The organism is Rhodococcus sp. LMD (assembly GCF_056108245.1).
Genome location: NZ_CM148557.1, coordinates 1,683,481 through 1,703,358, shown reverse-complemented (window position 1 = coordinate 1,703,358; position 19,878 = coordinate 1,683,481). Strand labels below are relative to the sequence as shown.

19 protein-coding genes are annotated in these 19,878 nt (G+C 70.6%); 10 read left to right on the top strand and 9 right to left on the bottom strand.

Annotated features, from left to right (window positions below):
• Positions 1 to 45 precede the first annotated feature (45 nt).
• From ACWPQI_RS07970 to dmpG, 3 genes are read left to right on the top strand one after another with little or no spacing between them, the layout of a single operon-like run.
• Positions 46 to 867 (top strand): 2-keto-4-pentenoate hydratase, encoded by an 822-nt coding sequence (locus ACWPQI_RS07970; protein ID WP_210062693.1) that lies wholly within the window; start codon positions 46 to 48, stop codon positions 865 to 867.
• Positions 864 to 1,841 (top strand): acetaldehyde dehydrogenase (acetylating), encoded by a 978-nt coding sequence (locus ACWPQI_RS07965; protein ID WP_026137688.1) that lies wholly within the window; start codon positions 864 to 866, stop codon positions 1,839 to 1,841. Before ACWPQI_RS07970 ends, ACWPQI_RS07965 begins: the two co-directional genes overlap by 4 nt.
• Complete coding sequence (gene dmpG / locus ACWPQI_RS07960; protein WP_010592299.1) at positions 1,838 to 2,863, top strand: 4-hydroxy-2-oxovalerate aldolase; 1,026 nt, start codon at positions 1,838 to 1,840, stop codon at positions 2,861 to 2,863. The genes ACWPQI_RS07965 and dmpG overlap by 4 nt, the downstream gene beginning before the upstream one ends.
• 76 nt (positions 2,864 to 2,939) lie before the next feature.
• Here dmpG and hcaB read toward each other — a convergent pair whose 3' ends face one another.
• The 7 genes from hcaB to ACWPQI_RS07925 all read right to left on the bottom strand — a co-directional run bounded on the left by hcaB (position 2,940) and on the right by ACWPQI_RS07925 (position 9,145).
• Entirely contained in the window at positions 2,940 to 3,737 is a 798-nt protein-coding gene (gene hcaB, locus ACWPQI_RS07955) for a 3-(cis-5,6-dihydroxycyclohexa-1,3-dien-1-yl)propanoate dehydrogenase (protein ID WP_040275749.1), read from the bottom strand.
• Positions 3,724 to 4,098 carry a bifunctional 3-phenylpropionate/cinnamic acid dioxygenase ferredoxin subunit gene (locus tag ACWPQI_RS07950; protein ID WP_010592301.1) on the bottom strand — a complete coding sequence of 125 codons (375 nt, stop codon included), beginning with the start codon at positions 4,096 to 4,098 and terminating at the stop codon, positions 3,724 to 3,726. Before ACWPQI_RS07950 ends, hcaB begins: the two co-directional genes overlap by 14 nt.
• A gap of 11 nt (positions 4,099 to 4,109) precedes the next feature.
• Complete coding sequence (locus tag ACWPQI_RS07945; protein ID WP_119699592.1) at positions 4,110 to 4,670, bottom strand: aromatic-ring-hydroxylating dioxygenase subunit beta; 561 nt, start codon at positions 4,668 to 4,670, stop codon at positions 4,110 to 4,112.
• Positions 4,667 to 5,998, bottom strand: coding sequence for an aromatic ring-hydroxylating oxygenase subunit alpha (locus ACWPQI_RS07940; protein WP_010592303.1), 1,332 nt, complete (start codon positions 5,996 to 5,998; stop codon positions 4,667 to 4,669). Before ACWPQI_RS07940 ends, ACWPQI_RS07945 begins: the two co-directional genes overlap by 4 nt.
• On the bottom strand, positions 5,991 to 6,893 hold the full coding sequence (locus tag ACWPQI_RS07935; RefSeq protein WP_026137691.1) for a VOC family protein: 903 nt from the start codon (positions 6,891 to 6,893) through the stop codon (positions 5,991 to 5,993). The genes ACWPQI_RS07940 and ACWPQI_RS07935 overlap by 8 nt, the downstream gene beginning before the upstream one ends.
• A 22-nt stretch (positions 6,894 to 6,915) precedes the next feature.
• On the bottom strand, positions 6,916 to 7,773 hold the full coding sequence (locus ACWPQI_RS07930) for an alpha/beta fold hydrolase (RefSeq protein ID WP_040275733.1): 858 nt from the start codon (positions 7,771 to 7,773) through the stop codon (positions 6,916 to 6,918).
• 115 nt (positions 7,774 to 7,888) lie between these two features.
• Entirely contained in the window at positions 7,889 to 9,145 is a 1,257-nt protein-coding gene (locus ACWPQI_RS07925; RefSeq protein ID WP_432793885.1) for an NAD(P)/FAD-dependent oxidoreductase, read from the bottom strand.
• A gap of 214 nt (positions 9,146 to 9,359) precedes the next feature.
• Here ACWPQI_RS07925 and ACWPQI_RS07920 point away from each other — a divergent pair, with 214 nt between their 5' ends.
• Complete coding sequence (locus tag ACWPQI_RS07920; RefSeq protein WP_432793884.1) at positions 9,360 to 11,003, top strand: helix-turn-helix domain-containing protein; 1,644 nt, start codon at positions 9,360 to 9,362, stop codon at positions 11,001 to 11,003.
• Positions 11,004 to 11,032: 29 nt separating this feature from the next.
• On the opposite strand, the gene ACWPQI_RS07915 is transcribed toward ACWPQI_RS07920, so the two are convergent.
• A complete protein-coding gene (locus ACWPQI_RS07915) occupies positions 11,033 to 11,656 on the bottom strand; it encodes a TetR/AcrR family transcriptional regulator (protein ID WP_010592308.1) in 624 nt (207 codons plus the stop codon).
• A gap of 28 nt (positions 11,657 to 11,684) precedes the next feature.
• Positions 11,685 to 12,482, bottom strand: a complete 798-nt coding sequence (locus tag ACWPQI_RS07910; protein WP_225223460.1) for an IclR family transcriptional regulator — start codon at positions 12,480 to 12,482, stop codon at positions 11,685 to 11,687.
• Between the two features lie 201 nt (positions 12,483 to 12,683).
• Here ACWPQI_RS07910 and ACWPQI_RS07905 point away from each other — a divergent pair, with 201 nt between their 5' ends.
• The 6 genes from ACWPQI_RS07905 to ACWPQI_RS07880 are packed head-to-tail and all read left to right on the top strand — an operon-like array spanning position 12,684 to position 19,853.
• Positions 12,684 to 13,931 carry an FAD-dependent monooxygenase gene (locus ACWPQI_RS07905; RefSeq protein WP_474738719.1) on the top strand — a complete coding sequence of 416 codons (1,248 nt, stop codon included), beginning with the start codon at positions 12,684 to 12,686 and terminating at the stop codon, positions 13,929 to 13,931.
• 25 nt (positions 13,932 to 13,956) lie between these two features.
• Entirely contained in the window at positions 13,957 to 15,540 is a 1,584-nt protein-coding gene (locus ACWPQI_RS07900; protein WP_474738718.1) for a class I adenylate-forming enzyme family protein, read from the top strand.
• On the top strand, positions 15,537 to 15,989 hold the full coding sequence (locus tag ACWPQI_RS07895; RefSeq protein WP_010592312.1) for a MaoC family dehydratase: 453 nt from the start codon (positions 15,537 to 15,539) through the stop codon (positions 15,987 to 15,989). The genes ACWPQI_RS07900 and ACWPQI_RS07895 overlap by 4 nt, the downstream gene beginning before the upstream one ends.
• 34 nt (positions 15,990 to 16,023) lie before the next feature.
• The gene (locus ACWPQI_RS07890; protein ID WP_474738717.1) at positions 16,024 to 17,823 is read left to right on the top strand and encodes an FAD-dependent oxidoreductase; all 1,800 of its coding nucleotides are present in this window, start codon (positions 16,024 to 16,026) and stop codon (positions 17,821 to 17,823) included.
• A 3-nt stretch (positions 17,824 to 17,826) separates the two neighbouring features.
• On the top strand, positions 17,827 to 18,915 hold the full coding sequence (locus tag ACWPQI_RS07885; RefSeq protein WP_302068924.1) for a maleylacetate reductase: 1,089 nt from the start codon (positions 17,827 to 17,829) through the stop codon (positions 18,913 to 18,915).
• A complete protein-coding gene (locus tag ACWPQI_RS07880; RefSeq protein WP_474738716.1) occupies positions 18,912 to 19,853 on the top strand; it encodes a dioxygenase family protein in 942 nt (313 codons plus the stop codon). The genes ACWPQI_RS07885 and ACWPQI_RS07880 overlap by 4 nt, the downstream gene beginning before the upstream one ends.
• Positions 19,854 to 19,878 lie beyond the last annotated feature (25 nt).

Here is a 19,878-nt window from a genome sequence, read left to right as displayed (position 1 = left end):
CGACCTTCCGGGACCGCCATGACCCCCTCCCCAGGAACCGACCGCATGCCGGCTCCGCCCTCCGCCGCGACGGACGATCCGGCTGTCGATGCGGCGTTCGTCCGACTCGACCACGCGGTACAGACCCGCACGCCCTGCCCGCCGGTGCGTGACCTCATCGGCAGCACCGACATCGAGCGTGCCTACGCGGTGCAGACGAAGCTGAACGCCGCACGCGCGGATGCCGGGGCTCGGGTGGTCGGTCGCAAGATCGGGCTCACGTCACCGGCGGTCCAGCGGCAACTCGGCGTGGACCGGCCCGACTTCGGCGTCCTGTTCGACGACATGCAGTACACCGAGGACGAACCCGTGCCCTTCCAGCGCCTGCTGCAACCGAAGGTCGAGGCGGAGATCGCCTTCGTGCTCGGGCAGGACCTCACCGACGGCCCGCTCGACGACCGGCGTATCCGCGACAGCGTCGACTACGCCGTCGCCGCCCTCGAGATCGTCGACAGCCGGATCGCAGTGTGGGACATCACTTTCGGGGACACGGTCGCCGACAACGCCTCGTCCGGGCTGTTCGTCCTCGGCACCCGGCGCCGCCGGCTCGACGAGTTCGAACCGGTCGACACCGAGATGCAGATGCGTGTCGACGGCGCGGCGGTGTCCACCGGGAACGGCGCGGCCTGCCTGGGCGACCCGCTGCGGGCCCTGGCGTGGCTCGCCGACACCGCCCGCCGGTTCGGCGAACCGCTCCGCGCCGGGCAGATCGTCCTGTCCGGGGCCCTCGGGCCGATGGCGCCCGTCCACCCCGGCTCCACCGTCACCGCGGACATCACCGGACTCGGTTCGGTGACCGCGACCTTCACCCAGGAGGACAACGCATGAGCACCCGCAGAACACAGGTGGCCGTCATCGGCTCCGGCAACATCGGCACCGACCTGATGATCAAGGTGATCCGGAACTCGACCAACCTCGAGATGGGCGCCATGGTCGGCATCGACCCCGACTCGGACGGCCTGGCCCGCGCCCGCCGGCTGGGTGTCCCCACCACCGCCGACGGCGTGGCGGGCCTGATCGGCCTGCCGAACTTCGACGAGATCGGCTTCGTGTTCGACGCGACGTCGGCGCAGGCGCACCGGGCCAACGCCCGGGCGCTCGAACCCTACGGCAAGCGGCTGATCGACCTCACCCCCGCAGCGATCGGCCCCTTCGTCGTTCCGGCCGTCAACCTCGACGCCCACCGGAACGCCCCGAACGTCAACATGGTCACCTGCGGTGGGCAGGCAACCATTCCCGTCGTGGCGGCGGTCTCGCGCGTCACGCCCGTCGCCTACGCCGAGATCGTCGCGTCCATCGCGTCGAAGTCCGCCGGACCCGGCACCCGCGCGAACATCGACGAGTTCACCGAGACGACGGCGCACGCGATCGAGTCGGTCGGCGGGGCGGCCCGGGGCAAGGCGGTGATCGTCCTGAACCCGGCCGAGCCGCCGCTGATCATGCGGGACACCGTGTTCTGCCTGATCTCCGAGCCGAGCGCAGTCGTGCACGACGCCGTCCGGGAGTCGATCGAGCGGATGGTCGCCGACGTCGCCGCCTACGTGCCGGGCTACCGGCTCAAGCAGCAGGTGCAGATCACCCCGGTCCCGCAGGGGCAACCGGTGCATACCCTGCTCGCCGACGGCGCCCCGGCCACCCCCACCCACCAGGTGTCGGTGTTCCTCGAGGTCGAGGGTGCCGCCCATTACCTGCCCGCGTACGCGGGCAATCTCGACATCATGACCTCGGCGGCCCTGCGGTTCGCGGAGGCCGCCGCCGAGACGGACACCGCCCGCGCGGCAGAACTGGAGGCCACCCGATGACGACCGAACTGTTCATCCAGGACGTCACGCTGCGGGACGGGATGCACGCCGTTCGGCACCGCATCACCCCGGAGGACGTGGGCCGTATCGTGGCCGCGCTGGACGCGGCCGGTGTCGACGCCATCGAGGTCGCCCACGGCGACGGCCTGGCCGGCGGCAGCCTCAACTACGGACCGGGCAGCCACACCGACTGGGAGTGGATCGAGGCCGCGGCCGCGAACGTGTCCCGGGCGCGCCTGACCACCCTGCTGCTGCCCGGGATCGGCACGATCCGCGAGCTCGAGCACGCCTACCGGCTCGGGGTCCGCTCGGTGCGCGTGGCCACGCACTGCACCGAGGCGGACGTCTCGGCCCAGCACATCGCCACGGCTCGCGAGCTGGGCATGGACGTCTCCGGGTTCCTCATGATGAGCCACATGGCACCGCCCGCGGAGCTGGCGCGGCAGGCGAAGTTGATGGAGTCGTACGGCGCGCACTGCGTCTACGTCACCGACTCCGGCGGTCGGCTGACCATGGACGGGGTACGCGAACGCGTGCGTGCCTACCGGGACGTGCTCGATCCGGGCACCGAGCTCGGGATCCACGCCCACGAGAATCTGTCGTTGTCGGTGGCGAACTCCGTGGTCGCCGTCGAGGAAGGGGTCACCCGCGTCGACGCCTCCCTGGCCGGGCACGGCGCCGGCGCCGGCAACTGCCCGCTCGAGGCGTTCGTCGCCGTCGCCGACCTGCAGGGCTGGACGCACGGCAGCGACCTGTTCGCGCTGCAGGACGCGGCCGACGACCTGGTCCGGCCGCTTCAGGACCGGCCGGTGCGGGTGGACCGGGAGACCCTCACGCTCGGCTACGCCGGCGTGTACTCCTCGTTCCTCCGGCACGCGGAGGCCGCGTCCGAGCGCTACGGCATCGACGTGCGCACCCTCCTGCTCGAGGTCGGGCGGCGCGCGCTCGTCGGCGGGCAGGAGGACATGATCGTCGACATCGCCCTCGACCTGCTGGGGGAACGTGCCGGCAGCCCGGCGTGACCCGGGGTCCGCACACGCGCCGGGGCGGGTCTGTCGCGAACGACAGACCCGCCCCGGTTCCCTGTGCCGGCGCCCGTCAGACGGCGCCGGTCCGCTTGGGTGTTCCCCAGCTGCTGACATCCACGACCGTTCCCGTCACGGTCGCGGAGTCGTCACGGCACGCGAGGTAGAGGTAGGCGCCGACGTAGTCGTCGGGTTCCACCTCGATCTGCAGCGCGCCGTTGTCGCGCACCATCTGCCGGATCGGAATGGCATCGGCCACGGAGCGGTCGGCGAGCCCCATCGCGCCGGGCCCGCGCAGGTCGGTGGCCATGCCGCCGGGGGCGACCGCGTTGACCCGGACCTCCGGGGCGAGTTCGTACGCGAGCTGTCGCACGAGTCCCACACCGGCGTGCTTGGACGAGACGTACAGCGGGCCACCGCCGCCCGGGAAGAACGCCGCGTTGGACAGGGTGAAGATCATGCTGCCGCGGGAGGACTTCAGGTGCGGCGCTGCGGCCTTCGCGCCGAGCAGATAGCCCTTCACGTTGACGGAGAACAGCTCGTCGAACCCGGTCCCGAGTTCGTCCGGCGACGCGTCGAGCAGCGACCGGCCGAAGTCCCAGACCCCGGCGTTGCCGACGAAGGTGTCGAGGGCACCGAACTCGCGCACGGCGAGATCGGCCGCCTCCTGGTTGTCGGCGAACGAGGTGACGTCGCCCGCCAGGGTGCGCACGCCGGTGCCGAACGCCTCGCGCAGTGCGCTGAGCTTCGGCTCCGACCGGTCGAGCACGGTCACGCGAGCGCCGTCCTCGACGAACCGTCTGACCAGGGCGTGGCCGAGCCCGGATCCGCCGCCGGTCACGAGAACCGACCTTCCGTCAAGCCGTCCCACTGCGGGCTCCTTCCTTCAGTTCGTACGCGCCGGGAAGACCGACGTGGATCTCGCCGCCCTCGATCCGGACCGGGTGTGTGCGGACCGCGGTCGTCGCGGGCGGACTCAGGGGCCGGCCGGTTCGGAGACAGAACTTCGCCAGGTGGAGCGGGCACTCCACGACGCAGTCCTCGATCCATCCGTCGGCGAGGGAGTAGGTCTCGTGCGTACAGGTGTCGTCGACGCAGAAGTACTCCCCGTTCGACCTGAACACCGACACCGGTGGACGCGAGTCGAGCCGCACCGCGTCGTCGTCGTCGAGGTCGCCGACCGCGCAGACCCGAACCCACCGCGTGTTCTCACTGGATGTTTCAGCCGTCATCGTCGGATACCTCACAGGAAGATGCTGATGCTGGGGGCGAGGATCGTGGTCTGCTCGAGGACGATCCGGCGCTCGCGGATCTTGAAGGGCAGGGCGCCGCCGTGGTGGCGCAGCACATCGAAGCGCTCGCCGACGAACCAGTCCTCGTGCCGCTCGAGGCGGCTGCGGTAGACGCCGAAGTTGCACACCACGTCGAGATCGCCGTCCTCGCGGTGCGCGACGCGGACGTTGGTCAGCAACCGCCGGGTGCGCGAGGGGGGCTCCTCCGACCAGGACAGGCCCGAGGTGAGCCGCCGGACCCGGCCCCGCAGGAAGTGGAAGTCGTCGTCGATGAACGCGCCCTCGTCCGGGCCGGAGATCTCGGCGTCGCGTTCGCGGAACGTGCGGGTCATGCGGGTGGGCGCCCAGTAGTGCACGTCCTCCCCGAAGAAGTCGAGCCAGTCGTGGTAGCGGTGGTTGTCGAGGTGTTCCGCCTCGGCGTACAGGAACTGCTCGACCGCGTGCTGCAGGTGCACGTCGGCGCGCCGGACGGACGCGGGCAGCCCGTCGGCGCTGCGGGTGTCGGTGGTCATCGGTTCTCTCCTGCGTGTTCGGAGCGCGTCGCCTCGTCGGCCCGGCGGAGGATCTCGTCCCACGGCAGGCCGTCGACGAGATCCAGCCACCGCTGGTAGAACCCCCGGGCGGCGGTTTCGCTGTAGACGTCGTTGGACAGACCCGGAAGGCCGTGACTGTCTCGTTCCTCGAATCCCATCCCCATCTGGACGTTCAACTCCGTGCTGCGCGACTTCCACCCGCGCAGCACCTGCTGAACCTCGGTCCAGTTCTCACCGTCGTCGGTCTCGAAGACCCCGGCCGGGCTGAAGGAGCGCTGGGTGCCGCGCCGCATGCCCGCCTTCGCCTCCGGCGAGGCGTCCTTCGGCACGAAGGTCCATGCCCACACCTCGATCTGGCCGGGTCCGCGCGGATGCCACACCCGCATCGTGTTCACGGGCCCGAGCCAGGAGAAGTTCGGGAAGATCAGATTGTGTCCCCAGACCTTGACGGCGCGGTCGGCGCCGATCCGGCGGAAGACTTCGTCGCGGTTGGCTGTCTGCCACGCGCTGTACTCGGGACCTGCGTGCAGGTCGGGGCCGAATTCGGGGAGCCAGAAGCTGCCCGATCCGTGGCCGTTGCCGGCGAACTGCCGGCCCGGCGCGTCGGGCGGCGGATTGAGCAGGCCGTGGAAGGCCGGATCCTCGTGCAGGGCCAGCATCGCCGACGAATGCGAGATCGCCGCGTGATACATGTCGCTGGCGAACTGCTCCGCCGGCAGCTTCCAGTTGCAGTCGATGACCCACTTCGCGGCGCCCTTGACGAACTCGACACCGTTGTCCCATCGATCGATGGTCGCGTCGAAGTAGTAGGCCATCTCGCCCAGATACTCGGCGAAGTCGGGCACGTCCTCCGACCAGGTGCCGAAGTGGAAGCCCCGGTAGCTCGCGATGCGGGGGACCTTCGTGGCGCCCCAGGAGGACTTGTCGATCCGGTCACGGTATCCGCGTTGCTGCTGCGGCACGTTGATCAGGTTGCCCTCGAGGTCGTACGACCAGCCGTGGTAGGTGCAGGTGAACGCGCGGCTGGTGCCCTCGTCCGAGCGGCAGATCCGCATTCCCCGATGCCGGCACTGATTGAGGAACGCCTTCACCGAGCCGTCTCGCTGGCGCACGACCAAAACCGGATCCTCCCCCATGTAGGTCTGGACGAACGACCCGGGTTTCGGCAACTGACTGTCGTGCGCGAGGAAGAGCCAGGTGCGGCCGAACACCCGCTCGAGCTCCAGCTCGTAGATGTCCGGGTCGGTGTAGACGGTGGGGTTGAGCCGGCCGCCGGCGGGGTCGACCAGTGCATGGATGTCATTCATCGTCGGCTCCCATTGCCACGGCGCTGGGGACGTCGGCGAGAACCTGGTGGCCCCACGTGCTGGCCGACCGGTAGTGGCCGACGGTCCACGAGTCGTCGTCCACGAGTCTGCCGTTCCACCCGTACTCGATGGCGAATCCGGACGGTGTGGCCAGGTAGAACGAGGTCATCGCGTCGTTGGTGTGTTCCCCGAGGGCACGCACGACCTGTCCGGGCGTCTCCATCGCCAGATCGAGCGCACGCCCGACGGAGTCGAGGCGGCTGAGCTCGAGCATCAGATGGCCGATCCCCGGACCGGGGCCCGGAATGGTGGCGAGGGCCACGGTGTGATGACGCGGATTGCAGTGCAGGAAGACCGCGTTCGTGGGTCCGAAGGCGATGGTGTCGCTGGGGCGGAAGCCCAGCATCGACTGGTAGAACTCGGCGGATCGCTGCGCGTCGGACGCGAAGAGGAACACGTGCCCGAGGCCGAGATCGCCGGTCACGAAGTCGATTCCTCGCGGCGACACGAACGGCGTGTGGTCGTGCGGATGGCCGAACACGACTTCGATCGAGTTGCCGTCGGGATCCGCGAAGGCGATGAGCCGCTGCACGTTCCGCGCGCGTGCCAGATCGGCGTCCTCGGAGACGGGGACCGAGTTCTCGTCCAGTCGGCGCACGAGCGCGTCGAGGTCCGCACTGGTCCGTGTCTCGAACCCGAGGGCGAGCAGGGCGTCCTCGCCGGCGGGACCGTCCTCGACCGTCAGCCGGTACTCGCGCTCGTCGAACCGGAAGCGGGCCTCGGTGGGGTCGTCGGACGGGGCGAGTTGGGCTCCGACGATGCGCGTGCCGAACTCCCTCCACTCGTCGACGGGGCCGCGCACCCGCAGGTATGCAAGAGCATTCACAGTGCTCACGGGACTTCCTTTCCTTGACATCTCAGATTCGGCCGCGCAGGAACAGCGTGCTGAGCTGGACGAATCGGTCGGCCTGTTCGATCTGCGCCCAGTGACCGCAGTGCGGCACAACGTGCAGGCGTGCGTTGGGGATTCGCCGGGCGAGCCATTCGCTGCTCTCGGCGGGAACCACGGAGTCCTCGCGGCCGTGGACGAGCAGGACGTCGTTGTCGATCCGCCGCAGCGACGTCTCCGGGACCCGCAGGCCGGGCAGACCGGGTCCGGGCCCGGGAAGCCCGAAGGTGAGGAGGTGGGATCGGCGCACGTCGGGCCGCAGCGCCGTCTCGAGCCGATCCCGGGCGATCGCGTCGATCTCGGCGCCGAACAGGTCCGGGTCGTAGAGCATGTACGAGATCAGCTGCTTCATGCTCTCGAGCGTGGGGTCGTTGTAGAACTCGATGAGCTTGAGCAGTTCCCCGGTCGGAGCGGTGTTCCCGCCGCCGCCGGCGCCCATGCCGACGACCTTCCCGATCCGCTCCGGCGCGGCGGTCAGCATGTTCAGGGCGACGACCCCGCCCAGGGAGTTCCCCACGAGGTGCACCCGGTCCAGACCGAGGGCGTCGAGCAGTGCCAGGTTGCTCAGCACGAGCTGCCGGACACGTCCGCTCGGGGGGAGCTCGGCGGGGTGGCTCGAGTCGCCCCAGCCCACCTGGTCGATCACGAGGCAGTCGTAGTCGTCCGCGAATGCCGGAACGGTCGCGGCGTAGTTCGACAGGCCGGTCGCGCCGGGTCCCGATCCGTGCAGGAACAGGATCGCCTCCCCGGTGCGCGGGCCTGCCCGGTTGAGGCGGATGCGGAAGCCGCCGGCCTCCACGTCGGAGGTCTCCATCGTCGTCGTCATCGTCGTCCTCTCTGCGTGCGGTGGGGCACAGGCTTCGACGCGGTCCGGGGTGCGCGGCAGCCGCGCCCCGGCCCGGCCGGATGTGGATGGGAAGAATGGTCCGGTCTGTCGCGGATCACCCGGCGACATCGGCGGCGCGCGGGGCGCCCGAACGACCGAGTTGCCGGGCCACCCGGCGCAGGTCGGTACCCGCGGACCGCAGAACCTCGTCCGGGACCGCACTTCTGTTCTCCGCCAGGATTTTTGCCGACCGCACGTCGCGCGGCTCGTCCAGGGCGGCTGCGGCGGCGATACGTCCGTCGCGCACCCAGAAGGCCACGAATCCCGGTTCGGTGGTGGACTCCCGGACGACCACCCGGTCGCCGGGCCGGCCGCGCCCGTACATCTGCAGGGTGTGCGCGTACTGGTGCGACCAGAAGTAGGGGATCTCACGATTGACGGTGGCCGTGCCGGCCATCGAGGCCCCGACGGCCGCACCGTGCCGGCGGGCCACGTCCCAGTGCTCGATGCGCCCCCGGCGACCCAGGTGGGGATTGACGTGCGCCGCGACGTCTCCGGCCGCCCAGATCCAGTCGCTGCTGCGGCCCAGGTCGTCGACCGTGATGCCGTCAGCGCAGGCTGTGCCCGCCTGCCTCGCCAGCGCGTCGTTGGGGACGACACCGCATCCGACGACGACGGTTGCCGCGTCCAGCCGTTCCCCGGTCGACAGCCGCACCGCCTCCACTGCGGACGAGCCCACGAACGCGTCGACTGTCCGGCGCGTCAGGATGCGCACCCCCCGTTCCGTGTGGAGCCGGCAGATGCGCCGGGCGATGTCCGGGCCGACAGCCGCCAGAAGCGGAAGATCGCCGAGTTCGACGACGGTGACGTCGATTCCGCGGTCCGCCGCGGATGCGGCGACCTCGAGGCCGACGAAGCCGCCGCCCACGACGACGAGCGGTCCCCCCACGCTCAGCCGGGCGGCCAGGGCCGCGGCGTCGTCCGCATCCCGCAGCGTGAGGATGTTCCCGAGATCGGCCCCGGGGACGTCCAGCCGTCGTGCCGACACACCGGTGGCAAGCAGCACCCGGTCCGCGGCCAGCGCGTCCCCGTCGGCTGTGTCGATGCGCCGGTCCGCCGGGCGCAACCGGCGCACCCCGACACCGAGGCGCAACTCGATGTCCAGACGCCGGTACTCCGTCTCGGCCACGATTTCCCGCAGCCTGCGGTCGGCGAGGTACTCCTTCGACAGCGCCGGGCGTTCGTAGGGGGTGTGGGGGTCGGCGTCGACGACGGTGATTCGGCCGGCGAAGCCGTTGTCTCTCATCGCCGATGCCGCGGCCAGGCCGGCAGCGCCGGCTCCGACGACGACGTGGTGCTCGATACGGGTCAAAGTGCCATCTCCTTCACGGAGCGGTTGGGATGTGCCCCACTCCGCAGGCATGTTGTACGGGTCACAGTAGGTCCGGGCGGACACCGCCGTCCATCGACTGTTCCGTGCGCCGGAACTCCGCCCGCGAGGACGGCGTGAAGCGTTATGTAGCTTCGTTTTTCCAAGCCCTGGACGCACGGATCCGCCGGAGCGCGGCCGGGCGTATGCTCACCGCATGCCTGTCGAACGATCCGGGCGCGCTCAGTACACCGACATCCTGACGGCTCTTCGCGACATCGTCGCGGCCGACAGCGCCGACGCCGTGCTGCGCGCCGCACTCACCTCGGCGCGCGCCGCTGCGAGTGCCGACGCGGCGTTCTGGATGGACGCCCACCCGGACGGTCTCCACATGGTGGCCGGGTCCGGTCTGAGTCAGCCCGAAGCCCATGCGCTGAGCCACATACCGCCCGACCGGGGGCTCGGGGGCGAGGTGCTGCGCAGCGGCGGGCCGGTGTCGACACCCGACTACGGCGCGGATCCCCGGGCGATCCCCCGGATGCGGCAGCTGCTCGAACGGGAGGGACTGGTCTCGGCGGCGGCGGTGCCCGTCAGCGGCGCCGGACACATCGACTCCGTGCTGTATGTGGTCTCGCGCGCACGCCGGCCGTTCGAGTCGGCGGAGCTGCGCGCGCTGGCCGGACTCGCCTCGATGGCCGGGGAACTGCGCGAGCGGGCCGCGGAACGAGCGCGGGTCGCGCAGTCCCTGCGGACGCTCGAGGACGACCGCGAGCGGACCCGCGCCGAGCGCGAGCTGTTCCTGGCCGCGGCCGAATCGATGCTCACCGGCGCCGGTGTCGACCACTGTCTCGAACTCGCCGGCGACACGCTGGGCGGGTCGCTGCACCTCGACGGGCCGAACGCCGGCCCCGCACAGCCGCCCGTCGACGGGCGCCGCACGACGGTGTGCGTGCGGCAGTTCCGCGTCCCCGGGACGGGCGACGCGACGCTGACCCTGCGGGGGGCCGCGGCCACCGGGGACGACTCGGTGCGCGTGCTGGCGGCTCTGGTCGGGATGGACCTGGCGCGGCACCGTGCCGCCCTCGAAACCGAGATCCGCCTGACCGATCACCTGGTCCGCAGTCTGCTGGACGGGTCGAAGGACGAGCTGCGCCGGCTGTGGCATCGGGCGCTGCTGGTCGGGCTCGACCTCGGCGTCCCGCGCGCGGTCGTCGCCGTGGGAGGTGACCGGCACGTGGACCGGGCACTGCTCGACACCCTGAGCCGGCGGGTGCGCTCTCGGGTCCCCGACGCGCAGCTGACCACGTTCGAGGGCGACGCGTTCGTGCTGTGGCCGCTACGCGGCCACGCGGAATCATCTGCCCTCGCAACGCACCTCGCGACGATCGTCCAGGAGTGCCGCCCCCACGCGCTCGGCGCCGGCATCGGGCCGGTCTGCCGCCGGGCCGAGGACTATCCGGCGGCCGTGCGGGAGGCGCGTTTCGCGCTGCGCGTCGGCGTCCACGGACTGCGCGAACGCACCGTCGTCACCGTCGAGTCGCTCGGAATGTACCGCCTCTTCGCACACGTCGGCGGGGTCGACGCCGTGGCGGCCGCGGCGGAGGAAACGTTGGCCCCCGTGCTCCGCGCGGACAGTCGCGACGGCTCCGACCTGCTGCACACACTGCAGACGTATCTGGAGAAGGACCGGCGCGCGGCGGAAACGGCCCGGGCACTGCACGTGCACGTGAACACGTTGCGCTACCGCATCGAACGTGTCGGCAAGCTGCTCCGCGTCGATCTCGACGACCCGGATGCGCGCTTCTTCCTGCTGCTCGCGCTGCGGCTGAGCACCGTCGTGGGACGCCGGGACGGCCACTGACGCGGGCCGCGCGACCGTACCCCCCAACCTTACTGGCGGGCGCCGCGGTCGGCGCCCTGGACGACGATGTCGGCGCGCAGCATCCGGTAGAGGGCGCCGATCTTGCGTTCGAGGTACGCGGCGTCCCCCCCGGATTCGATGACGGCACCGCGCACGAAGGTCACGCTGGTCAGCGCGAGTTCGACCGCGAGCGCGCGCGGGTCTCCCACTCCGCTCTCCCGCGCGAACGGTTCGACGACCGCCACCAGCTGGTCGCGGGCGTAGTCGGTGGCCGTGGCCACCACGGCGGCGAGCTCCGGGTCGGCCGCCCCGTGCCATACGATGTCCGCCTCGAGCTGGAAGTACGAGATGTGCTCGGCGATGGTCGCCGCCGCGGCCGACCAGTACGCGCGCATCGTCTCCTCGGAGGAACCGGAAATATCCACCGCCCTGGGCAGATTGGCGAAGAACCTGCGACTGCCCCGCTCGATCACCGCGGCGAGCAGGCCGGACTTGCTCTTGAAGTGATGGTAGATCGACCCGACGGGCAGCCCCGATGCACGCCGGATGTCCGCGATGGACGTCCGGTGGTAACCCCGAGCGGCCATCAACTGCTCCGCGACGTTCATCAGGTACTCGCGACTGCTCTGCGACGTCGCCTCCGCGCTGGACATGGATGCGGTCCCCCCTCCCTCGACTCGTCTATGCGGATGCGTAGCGCGCCCCGAGCGACCGGCCGATCGCGGCCGACGCCTCCCGCAGCGGCGAGACGAGTTGCTCGCCGCTGCCGTACCCGCTCGGGAACGCCACCGAGATCGCCGCGATCGCCTCGCCGCCCACCAGAACGGGAACCGCTATGCACGCCAAGCCTTTCGCCGCCTCCTCACGGTCGATCGCGTGCCCGCGGAGGCGGACGCCCTCGAGGCAGGCGTGCAGGTCGTCCGGACGCACGATCGTCGCGGGCGTTCGCGGGACGAGGGGGTGCGATCGCGACCCGTCGGGGTCCACCGGGGTGTGAGCGAGCAGCGCCTTGCCGACCGCCGTGGCATGAGCCGGCAACCTGCCGCCCACCGAGGCGGGGGTCGGGGTTGCACCGCCGGTCGTCTTCGCCAGATAGACCACGTCGTGTCCGCGCAGCACGGCAAGATTCACGGTCTGCCTGGTGGCCCGGTGGATTCGTTCGAGGAACGGCAGCGCGGCATCGCGCAGTTCGACCTCGGCGGAGCAGATCCCCACCGAGAACAGCCGCAGCCCCACCTGATAGCGGTCGTCGATGCGCTCGACGGCGCCCACCTCCTGCAGCATGGCCAGGAGGCGGTGCGTCGTGGACTTGGGCAACCCACTTCCGCGCGCAAGTTCGCTCAACGTCATCGACCGCCGGGACTGGGTGAACACGCCCAGGATCTCGAAGGCCCGGCCGAGCAACGATGCGGACGTCGCACGATCGTCCGGCGCCGAGACTGTGCGGCACCTCAGTCCGGGGCGAGGATCTTCTGCCATAGAAACGCCTCCAAGCTGGCTAGAACGATCGTTCCAACGAGGCTATCCACCGGCCGGCACCCTGTCAACGGAGCGCACCCGCCCGCCTCCTGCGCCGCCTCGCCGGGCCCACCGCCTCGGGTCGATCCGCACAACACCCGGCCCGATCACTGGGCGAATCGTCCATTGAGCACCGACCCGGGTCCGGCAACAGTCGAAGCCATGACCTCCGAATCCCCCGCTCCCCCGGACCCGACCTCGGCGTCACGAAGTCATGTCGTGGTCGTCGGCGCCGGCCCCGTCGGACTCGTCGCCGCCCTCGCCGCGCACTCGCACGGTCTCCGGGCGACCGTCCTCGAGGCCGAGGGCAGCGACCGCCTCCGCGCCGGAAGCCGCGCGACCTACCTCTACCGCGAGACGCTGGACCAGCTCGACACCTTCTCCCCCGGCCTGGGCGCGCGACTCGCCCGCGAGGGCGTGACCTGGCCGCGCATCCGTTCGACGTACCACGGCCGCACCGTGTACGAACGGACCTTCCCGCGCGCACCCCACGGCGCGTTCGGCTCGAGCATCTCGCAGCGACTGCAGGAGCGGGCGATGCTCGAGCACGTCGAGGCGGCCGGGATTCCGATCCGGTGGAACACCCGGGTCGGCAGCGTGTCGTCCACCGCGGACGGGGTCGCGGTCCACCTCGTCGACGGCAGCACGATCGACACGGACTACGTCGTCGCCGCCGACGGTGCGCACTCCGCGGTACGCACGTCACTGGGAATCGAGATGGAAGGCCCCCGTTCCGACGCGTCCTTCGTCATCGTGGACGTCGACGAGGTGGCCGACGACCCGCTGCCCCTCGTGCGGGAGTTCCACTACCGGCACCCGGCCGTCGAGGGACGCAACGTCCTCGTCCTGCCCTTCCGGGGTGGGTGGCGTCTCGACCTGCAGGCGCGCCGAGACGACGACGTCGAGGCCCTCCAGTCGGCCGACGGCACCGCCGCCTGGGTCGCGGCCGTCCTCGGCGAACGCTACCGGGACCGCATCGCGTGGGTCTCGCGCTACCGATTCCATCGGGCGGTCGCCGCGCGATTCACCGACCCGCACAACCGTGTGTTCCTCGCGGGTGAAGCGGCGCACCTGTTCGCACCGTTCGGCGGCGGACGCGGGTTGAACTCCGGAGTGCGCGACGCGCAAGCCGCGATCGAGGCGTTCGCCGCCGCAGCGCGCGACGGCGGGGACGCCGCCGCTCGGGAACAGGTCGGTGCGGCCGGCGAGACACGCCGCCGCGCGGGGCATTTCAACGCCGACGCGGCCGGTGGCGCGCTCGCCCAGATGGAGGCGAACACCGTGCTCGACCGGGCCGCACAATGGGGCGCGGCGTTCGCCGCGCGCTGGTGGAGCCGGCCGGGAATGTGGCTGGACAGCCGGGTGACATCCGGTTCCGCCGAACGCTTCTCACCGTCCACCCGCTTCTGACCACCACCGCACGCCGAGGACCATCATGATCGATCAACCGCACCCCGACCCCGGCACACCGAGCACCAGCCTCTGGGACGTGTTCGCCGGTCGCGCCGCCGCCCACCCCGATCGCGAGGCCGTCGTGCACGGCCCGTTCCGCTGCATCTACGGCGAACTGCGCGAGCAGGCCGAACGCACCGCCGCCGGTCTCGAGGCGCTGGGGGTGCGCGCCGGCGACCGGGTCGGCATGCTCTCGTACCCACGTCCCGAAGTCGTCGCCGTCTATCTCGCGTGCGCCCGGCTGGGCGCGATCTTCCTCGGGATCGGGACGCGGGTGAACGACAAGGAACTGGACTACATCCTCACGGACGCCACACCCTCCGTCCTCATCACCGTGGACCGATTCGAAGGCACGCAGTTCGGTGCCCTCGTCGATCGGGCCGCGGAACGCCACGACATTCGTGCCGTCGTTCATCTCGGTGACGAGCCGGGCGGGCCCTTGCCCTTCGAGGTGGTTCCCGCACGATCCGTCGTGCGGCCCGTCGATCCCGACGCCCCGCTGTCGATCGTCTACACGTCCGGGACGACGGGGGACCCGAAGGGCGCCGTCGTGACCCATCGCGGCATCCTCACCTTCTCCGCACTCCTGCGCCACACCCCCGTCGAGGCGCCACGAATCCTGTCGCTCATGCCGATCGACCACATCGGCGGTCAGGGCAACGAGATCGTGTCCGCGATTCTGTCCGGCGGCACCCTCGTCCAGCTGCCGCGCTTCGACGCCGGCGCCGCGCTCACCGCGATCGAGCAGGAGAAGGTCACCCTCTGGCAGGGAGTCATCCAGACCATGCTCAACAGGCTCATGGCACACGATCGGTTCGAGACCGCGGACCTCGGCTCGCTCGAGCGGTTGTGGTGGGTCGGACCGTTGCCGGTGAGCCTGGCCGAACGCCTCGCCGCCCGCATCCCCGTCGTCGGCGCCTCCTACGGCATGACGGAGATCGGGTGCATCACCATGACCGATCGGGACATCACTCCTGCGGATGCGACCCGCACCGTCGGCAAGCCGCTCGACGACATCGACATCCGGATCGAACCGATCCCGGGGCACCACCCCGGCGAACCCGGCGAGATCCTCGTACGCCGAAACCCGTTGATGCAAGGGTATTGGCGCAAGCCCGAGAAGACCGCCGAGGCGATCACGCCGACGGGCTGGCTGCGCACCGGCGATCTCGGGTACTTCGACGACTCGGGAAACCTTGTCCTGGCCGGACGTTCGAAACTGCTCATCCGCTCCGGCGGCTACAACATCTCGCCGATGGAGATCGAGCAGATCGTCGAGAATCACCCCGGCATCCAGCTCGCCGCCGTGGCCGCCGTGCCGGATCCCGACCTCGGCGAGGCCGCCCACATGCTTGCGATCCCGGCGCCCGGGCACGCCCCGACCGAGGACGACGTGAAGAAGTTCCTTCGCGAGCGTCTCAGCTCCTACAAGATCCCCAAGAGGGTGCGGTTCTGCGACCGGATCCCGCTGCTCGCCAACTCCAAGCTCGACCGCCGGGGCGTGCAACAGATGCTCGACCCGAGAGCCGATACGCCCGCCCCGGTCCCGTCCCAGGAGGAACGATGATCGTCTTCGACAGCACCGCCGACCTCACCGACCACGTCGGCACGCACCTGGGCTCCAGTCCGTGGGTGACGATGGACCACCAGCACATCCGCGGATTCGGTGAAGCCACCCACGACTTCAACTGGATCCACTTCGACGCCGAGCGCGCCGCGGCCTCCCCGTTCGGCTCGATCATCGCGCACGGGTACCACACGTTGGCGCTGATCGGCGGGCTCATCCAGCAGACCATCGATACCTCCTTCTGCTCCGTCGGACTCAACTACGGCCTCGACCGAGTTCGCTTCCCCGCCGCGGTTCCGGTCGACTCGCGGGTGCGGTTGGACCTGCACCTGACCGACACCGTGCCCTTCGACGGTGGTGTCGATGCCGTCTACCGGTGCGTCATCGAGATCGAGGACGGCGACAAACCCGCCTGCGTCGCCGAGGTGATCTTCCGCTACTACGACTGACACCCACCTTCCGCCCCCTGCCTTCGGAGTACCCATGCCTGTCTTCCACGACGGTCTCGACGAGACCGCTCCTCCCCCCGGCCCGGTCGTCGAAACCGACGTCGTCGTCGTCGGCTCCGGCCCCGCCGGGGCGTCGGCCGCGCTGTTCCTGTCCACCCTCGGCATCGACAACATCATGATCACCAAGTACCGATGGACCGCCAACACGCCGCGCGCCCACATCACCAATCAGCGGACAATGGAGATCTTCCGTGACGTGGGCATCGAACAGCAGGTCCTTGCGGAAGCGTCCCCCCACGACATCATGGGCGACACCGTGTTCTGCACCGCCCTGGCCGGTGAGGAACTCGGGCGGATCCTGTCGTGGGGAACCCACCCCGCCCGCGAGGCCGACTACGTGCTCGCTTCGCCGTCCCTCAACTGCGACATCCCGCAGACGCACCTCGAGCCGATCCTCGTGAAGAACGCCACGGTCCGCGGTACGCAGACGCGGTTCTCGACCGAGTACCTCTCCCATTCCGAGGACGCCGACGGGGTCACCGTCCGGGTTCTCGATCGGCTCGACGGCCGCGAGTTCGACATCCGCGCCAGGTATCTGATCGGGGCGGACGGCGCCCGCTCCACGATCGCAAACGCCCTCCGGCTGCCGTTCGAGGGCCGGATGGACATTGCCGGTTCGATGAACATCACGTTCCGCGCCGACCTCACCGACCTCGTCGCGCACCGCCCCTCGGTGCTGTACTGGGTGGTGCAGCCCGGCTCGGATGTCGGCGGCATCGGCGCCGGACTCGTCCGCATGGTGCGCCCCTGGAACGAGTGGCTCGCCGTGTGGGGTTACGACATCGAACTGCCGGCACCGGAGATGAACGACGATCGCGCCCGGGAGATCGTCCGCACCATGATCGGTCGCGACGACATCGACGTCGAGATCACGGGCTACTCGCTGTGGGGCAACAACGAGATGTACGCCACGCACATGCAGACCCGACGGGTCTTCATCGCCGGCGACGCCGCCCACCGGCACCCGCCGAGCAACGGCCTCGGCTCCAACACCTCCATCCAGGACTCCTACAACCTCGCCTGGAAGATCGCCGCCGTGCTGGAAGGACGCGCCGGTCCGGGACTGCTCGAGACCTACTCGGTCGAACGTGTCCCTGTCGCCGAGCAGATCGTCAAGCGGGCCAACAAGTCCAGTCGCGAGTTCGTGGGAATCTTCGAAGCCCTCGGCACGACCCGGGCGACGACGGTCGAACACATGCAGGCCGAACTCGCCGAACTCCGGGCCGACACACCCGAGGGCGCCGCCAAGAGGCAGGCGCTCGCGGCGGCGATGGAACTGAAGAACTACGAGTTCAACGCCCTCGGCGTGGAACTCGGGCAGAACTACGCCGGCTCCCCCGCGGTGGTCGAGGACGGGAGCGTCCCGCCCGTCCCCACCCGGGATCCGGAACTGCACTACGAGCCGCACACGTATCCCGGCGTGCGCCTGCCGCATTGCTGGGTGGGTGATTCGACGAGCAGGATGTCGACGCACGATCTGGCGCAGTACACGCAGTTCACGCTCCTCACCGGCAAGACCGGCCGGGCGTGGGCCGGCGCGGCCGCGAAGGTCTCGGAGGAGCTCGGCGTGGACGTGGTCCCGATCGTGATCGGAGCCGGCGAGCCGGTGCAGGACCTGTACTTCGACTGGGGCAGGCTGCGGGAGGTGGCGGAGGACGGGGCAGTCCTGGTCCGGCCGGACACCCACATCGGATGGCGCGCACACCGCATGTCGGACGACCCGGTGACCGCACTGCGCGACGCCATGCTCCGCATCCTGCACCGGCAGGCGTGACCGATGGGACTGTCGTTCACCCACGAAACCCGTCCGCAGCGCGTGGTGTTCGAAGCCGGAGGCGCACGCCGTCACCTCGCGGCCGAGATCGACCGGCTCGGCGCCGCGCGGGTCATGCTCGTGGCGTCGCCGGCGGAAGGCGCCCTCGCCGACCGCGTCGTCGGGGACCTGCCGGTCGTTCGGCACTGGTCGGAGGTCCACCCGCACGTCCCCGTCGAGGTGGCGCGACGAGCACGGCGGGCCGCCGTCGACGCCGAGGCCGACGCCCTCGTCTGTGTCGGCGGAGGATCGGCGGTCGGCCTGGCCAAGGCCGTCGCGATGACCACCGCCCTGCCGATCGTGGCCGTGCCGACGACCTACGCCGGCTCGGAAGCGACCGACGTGTGGGGGCTGACCGACAACGGCGTGAAGACCACCGGCGCCGACGGCGCGGTCCTGCCCACCTCGGTCGTCTACGACTCCGAACTGACCGTCGGCCTGCCGGTCGACCTGAGCGTCGCCAGCGGCCTGAACGCGCTCGCCCACTGCGTCGACTCGCTGTGGGCCCCGCGCGCCGATCCGATCAACGCCGCGCTCTGCCTCGAGGGCGCCCGCGCTCTCGCCACCGGCCTGCCGGAGGTGGTCGCGGACCCGGACGGAATCGACGGCCGCGACCGCTGCCTGTACGGCGCGTACCTCGCCGCCGTGGGGTTCGCGTCGGCCGGCGCGGGCATGCACCACAAGATCTGCCACGTCCTCGGTGGCGCATACGGTCTGCCGCATGCGCAGACCCACGCCGTCGTGCTGCCTCACGTGCTGGCCCTCAACGCCGCGTCGCTCGGCACGCTCGGCCGGCGCCTCGCCGTCGCGCTGGGGTCCCCGACCCCGGGGGATCCCGGTGCGGCCCTCGCTGCGCTCGACGAACTACGGCGGCGCCTGGACGCCCCGGCGTCCCTCGCCGAGCTGGGGATGCGCGAGGCGGACCTGCCCGGCGCGGTGCAGCGCTGCCTTGCCGCCGTTCCCGACACCGATCCCATGCCCGTCACGCCGCAGAACCTGGCCGAGCTGCTCTACGCGGCGTGGTCGGGTCGGCAGACCCGGAGGACTCCGTGACCATCCCATCCGATCACCACCCGCTCCAGCCGCCCGCCCGTTCGGTCGACCCGGCGCCCTCCGTATCGCCCGAACAGGCACGACGCGAGCAGGATCTCGTCGACCGGGTCGTCGCGTCGTTCGACGACACCGAGTCGCCGCGCCTGCGTCAGCTCATGCAGGCACTCGTCCGGCATATGCACGCGTACGTGCGCGAGGTTCGGCTCACCGAACAGGAATGGAGTACCGCGGTCGCCTTCCTCACCGAATGCGGACACGTCACCGACGACAAGCGCCAGGAGTTCGTCCTCCTGTCGGACGTCCTCGGGGTCTCGATGCAGACCATCGCCGTCGGCAACGAGACCGTCGGCGACGCCACCGCGGCGACCGTGTTCGGGCCGTTCTTCGTCGACGGGTCACCGCGCATCGAGTCCGGCGGCGACCTGACGTTCGGCGCGAAGGGCCAACCGTGCCGAGTGCAGGGCACCGTCCGCGACCTCACCGGCCGGCCTGTACCGGGGGCGCGCATCGAGGTGTGGGAGGCCGACGAGGACGGACTGTACGACGTGCAGTACCGCGACGACCGCGTCGCGGCGCGCGCTCACCTGTTCACCGGCGACGACGGCCGGTACAGCTTCTGGGGGCTGACCCCCACCCCTTACCCGATTCCACACGACGGACCGGTCGGGCGGCTGCTCGAAGCCGCCGGACGCTCACCGATACGCGCGTCCCACCTGCACTTCATGGTGTCCGCGCCGGGACTTCGAACGCTCGTCACTCACATCTTCGTCGACGGCTGCGACTACCTCGACCGCGACAGCGTGTTCGGTGTCGAGGACTCGCTCGTCAAGGACTTCGTCCGGCACTCGGCTCAGGAGCCACCGCCGGACGGACACGATGTCGCGGGGCGCAGCTGGGCGAGCGTCGACTTCGACATCGTGCTCGCGCCCACCGAGTAGGCGGGCCGCCCGGGTGCATCCGTCT

Excerpts from the sequence above, each read along its gene's own strand:
- ACWPQI_RS07915 (WP_010592308.1), bottom strand. The coding sequence starts at position 11,656 with ATGTCCAGCGCGGAGGCGACGTCGCAGAGCAGTCGCGAGTACCTGATG.
- ACWPQI_RS07890 (WP_474738717.1), top strand. The coding sequence starts at position 16,024 with ATGCCTGTCTTCCACGACGGTCTCGACGAGACCGCTCCTCCCCCCGGC.
- ACWPQI_RS07920 (WP_432793884.1), top strand. The coding sequence starts at position 9,360 with ATGCCTGTCGAACGATCCGGGCGCGCTCAGTACACCGACATCCTGACG.
- ACWPQI_RS07905 (WP_474738719.1), top strand. The coding sequence starts at position 12,684 with ATGACCTCCGAATCCCCCGCTCCCCCGGACCCGACCTCGGCGTCACGA.
- ACWPQI_RS07965 (WP_026137688.1), top strand. The coding sequence starts at position 864 with ATGAGCACCCGCAGAACACAGGTGGCCGTCATCGGCTCCGGCAACATC.
- ACWPQI_RS07950 (WP_010592301.1), bottom strand. The coding sequence starts at position 4,098 with ATGACGGCTGAAACATCCAGTGAGAACACGCGGTGGGTTCGGGTCTGC.
- ACWPQI_RS07885 (WP_302068924.1), top strand. The coding sequence starts at position 17,827 with ATGGGACTGTCGTTCACCCACGAAACCCGTCCGCAGCGCGTGGTGTTC.
- dmpG (WP_010592299.1), top strand. The coding sequence starts at position 1,838 with ATGACGACCGAACTGTTCATCCAGGACGTCACGCTGCGGGACGGGATG.
- ACWPQI_RS07910 (WP_225223460.1), bottom strand. The coding sequence starts at position 12,482 with ATGGCAGAAGATCCTCGCCCCGGACTGAGGTGCCGCACAGTCTCGGCG.
- ACWPQI_RS07900 (WP_474738718.1), top strand. The coding sequence starts at position 13,957 with ATGATCGATCAACCGCACCCCGACCCCGGCACACCGAGCACCAGCCTC.
- ACWPQI_RS07945 (WP_119699592.1), bottom strand. The coding sequence starts at position 4,670 with ATGACCACCGACACCCGCAGCGCCGACGGGCTGCCCGCGTCCGTCCGG.
- ACWPQI_RS07970 (WP_210062693.1), top strand. The coding sequence starts at position 46 with ATGCCGGCTCCGCCCTCCGCCGCGACGGACGATCCGGCTGTCGATGCG.
- ACWPQI_RS07940 (WP_010592303.1), bottom strand. The coding sequence starts at position 5,998 with ATGAATGACATCCATGCACTGGTCGACCCCGCCGGCGGCCGGCTCAAC.
- ACWPQI_RS07930 (WP_040275733.1), bottom strand. The coding sequence starts at position 7,773 with ATGACGACGACGATGGAGACCTCCGACGTGGAGGCCGGCGGCTTCCGC.
- ACWPQI_RS07895 (WP_010592312.1), top strand. The coding sequence starts at position 15,537 with ATGATCGTCTTCGACAGCACCGCCGACCTCACCGACCACGTCGGCACG.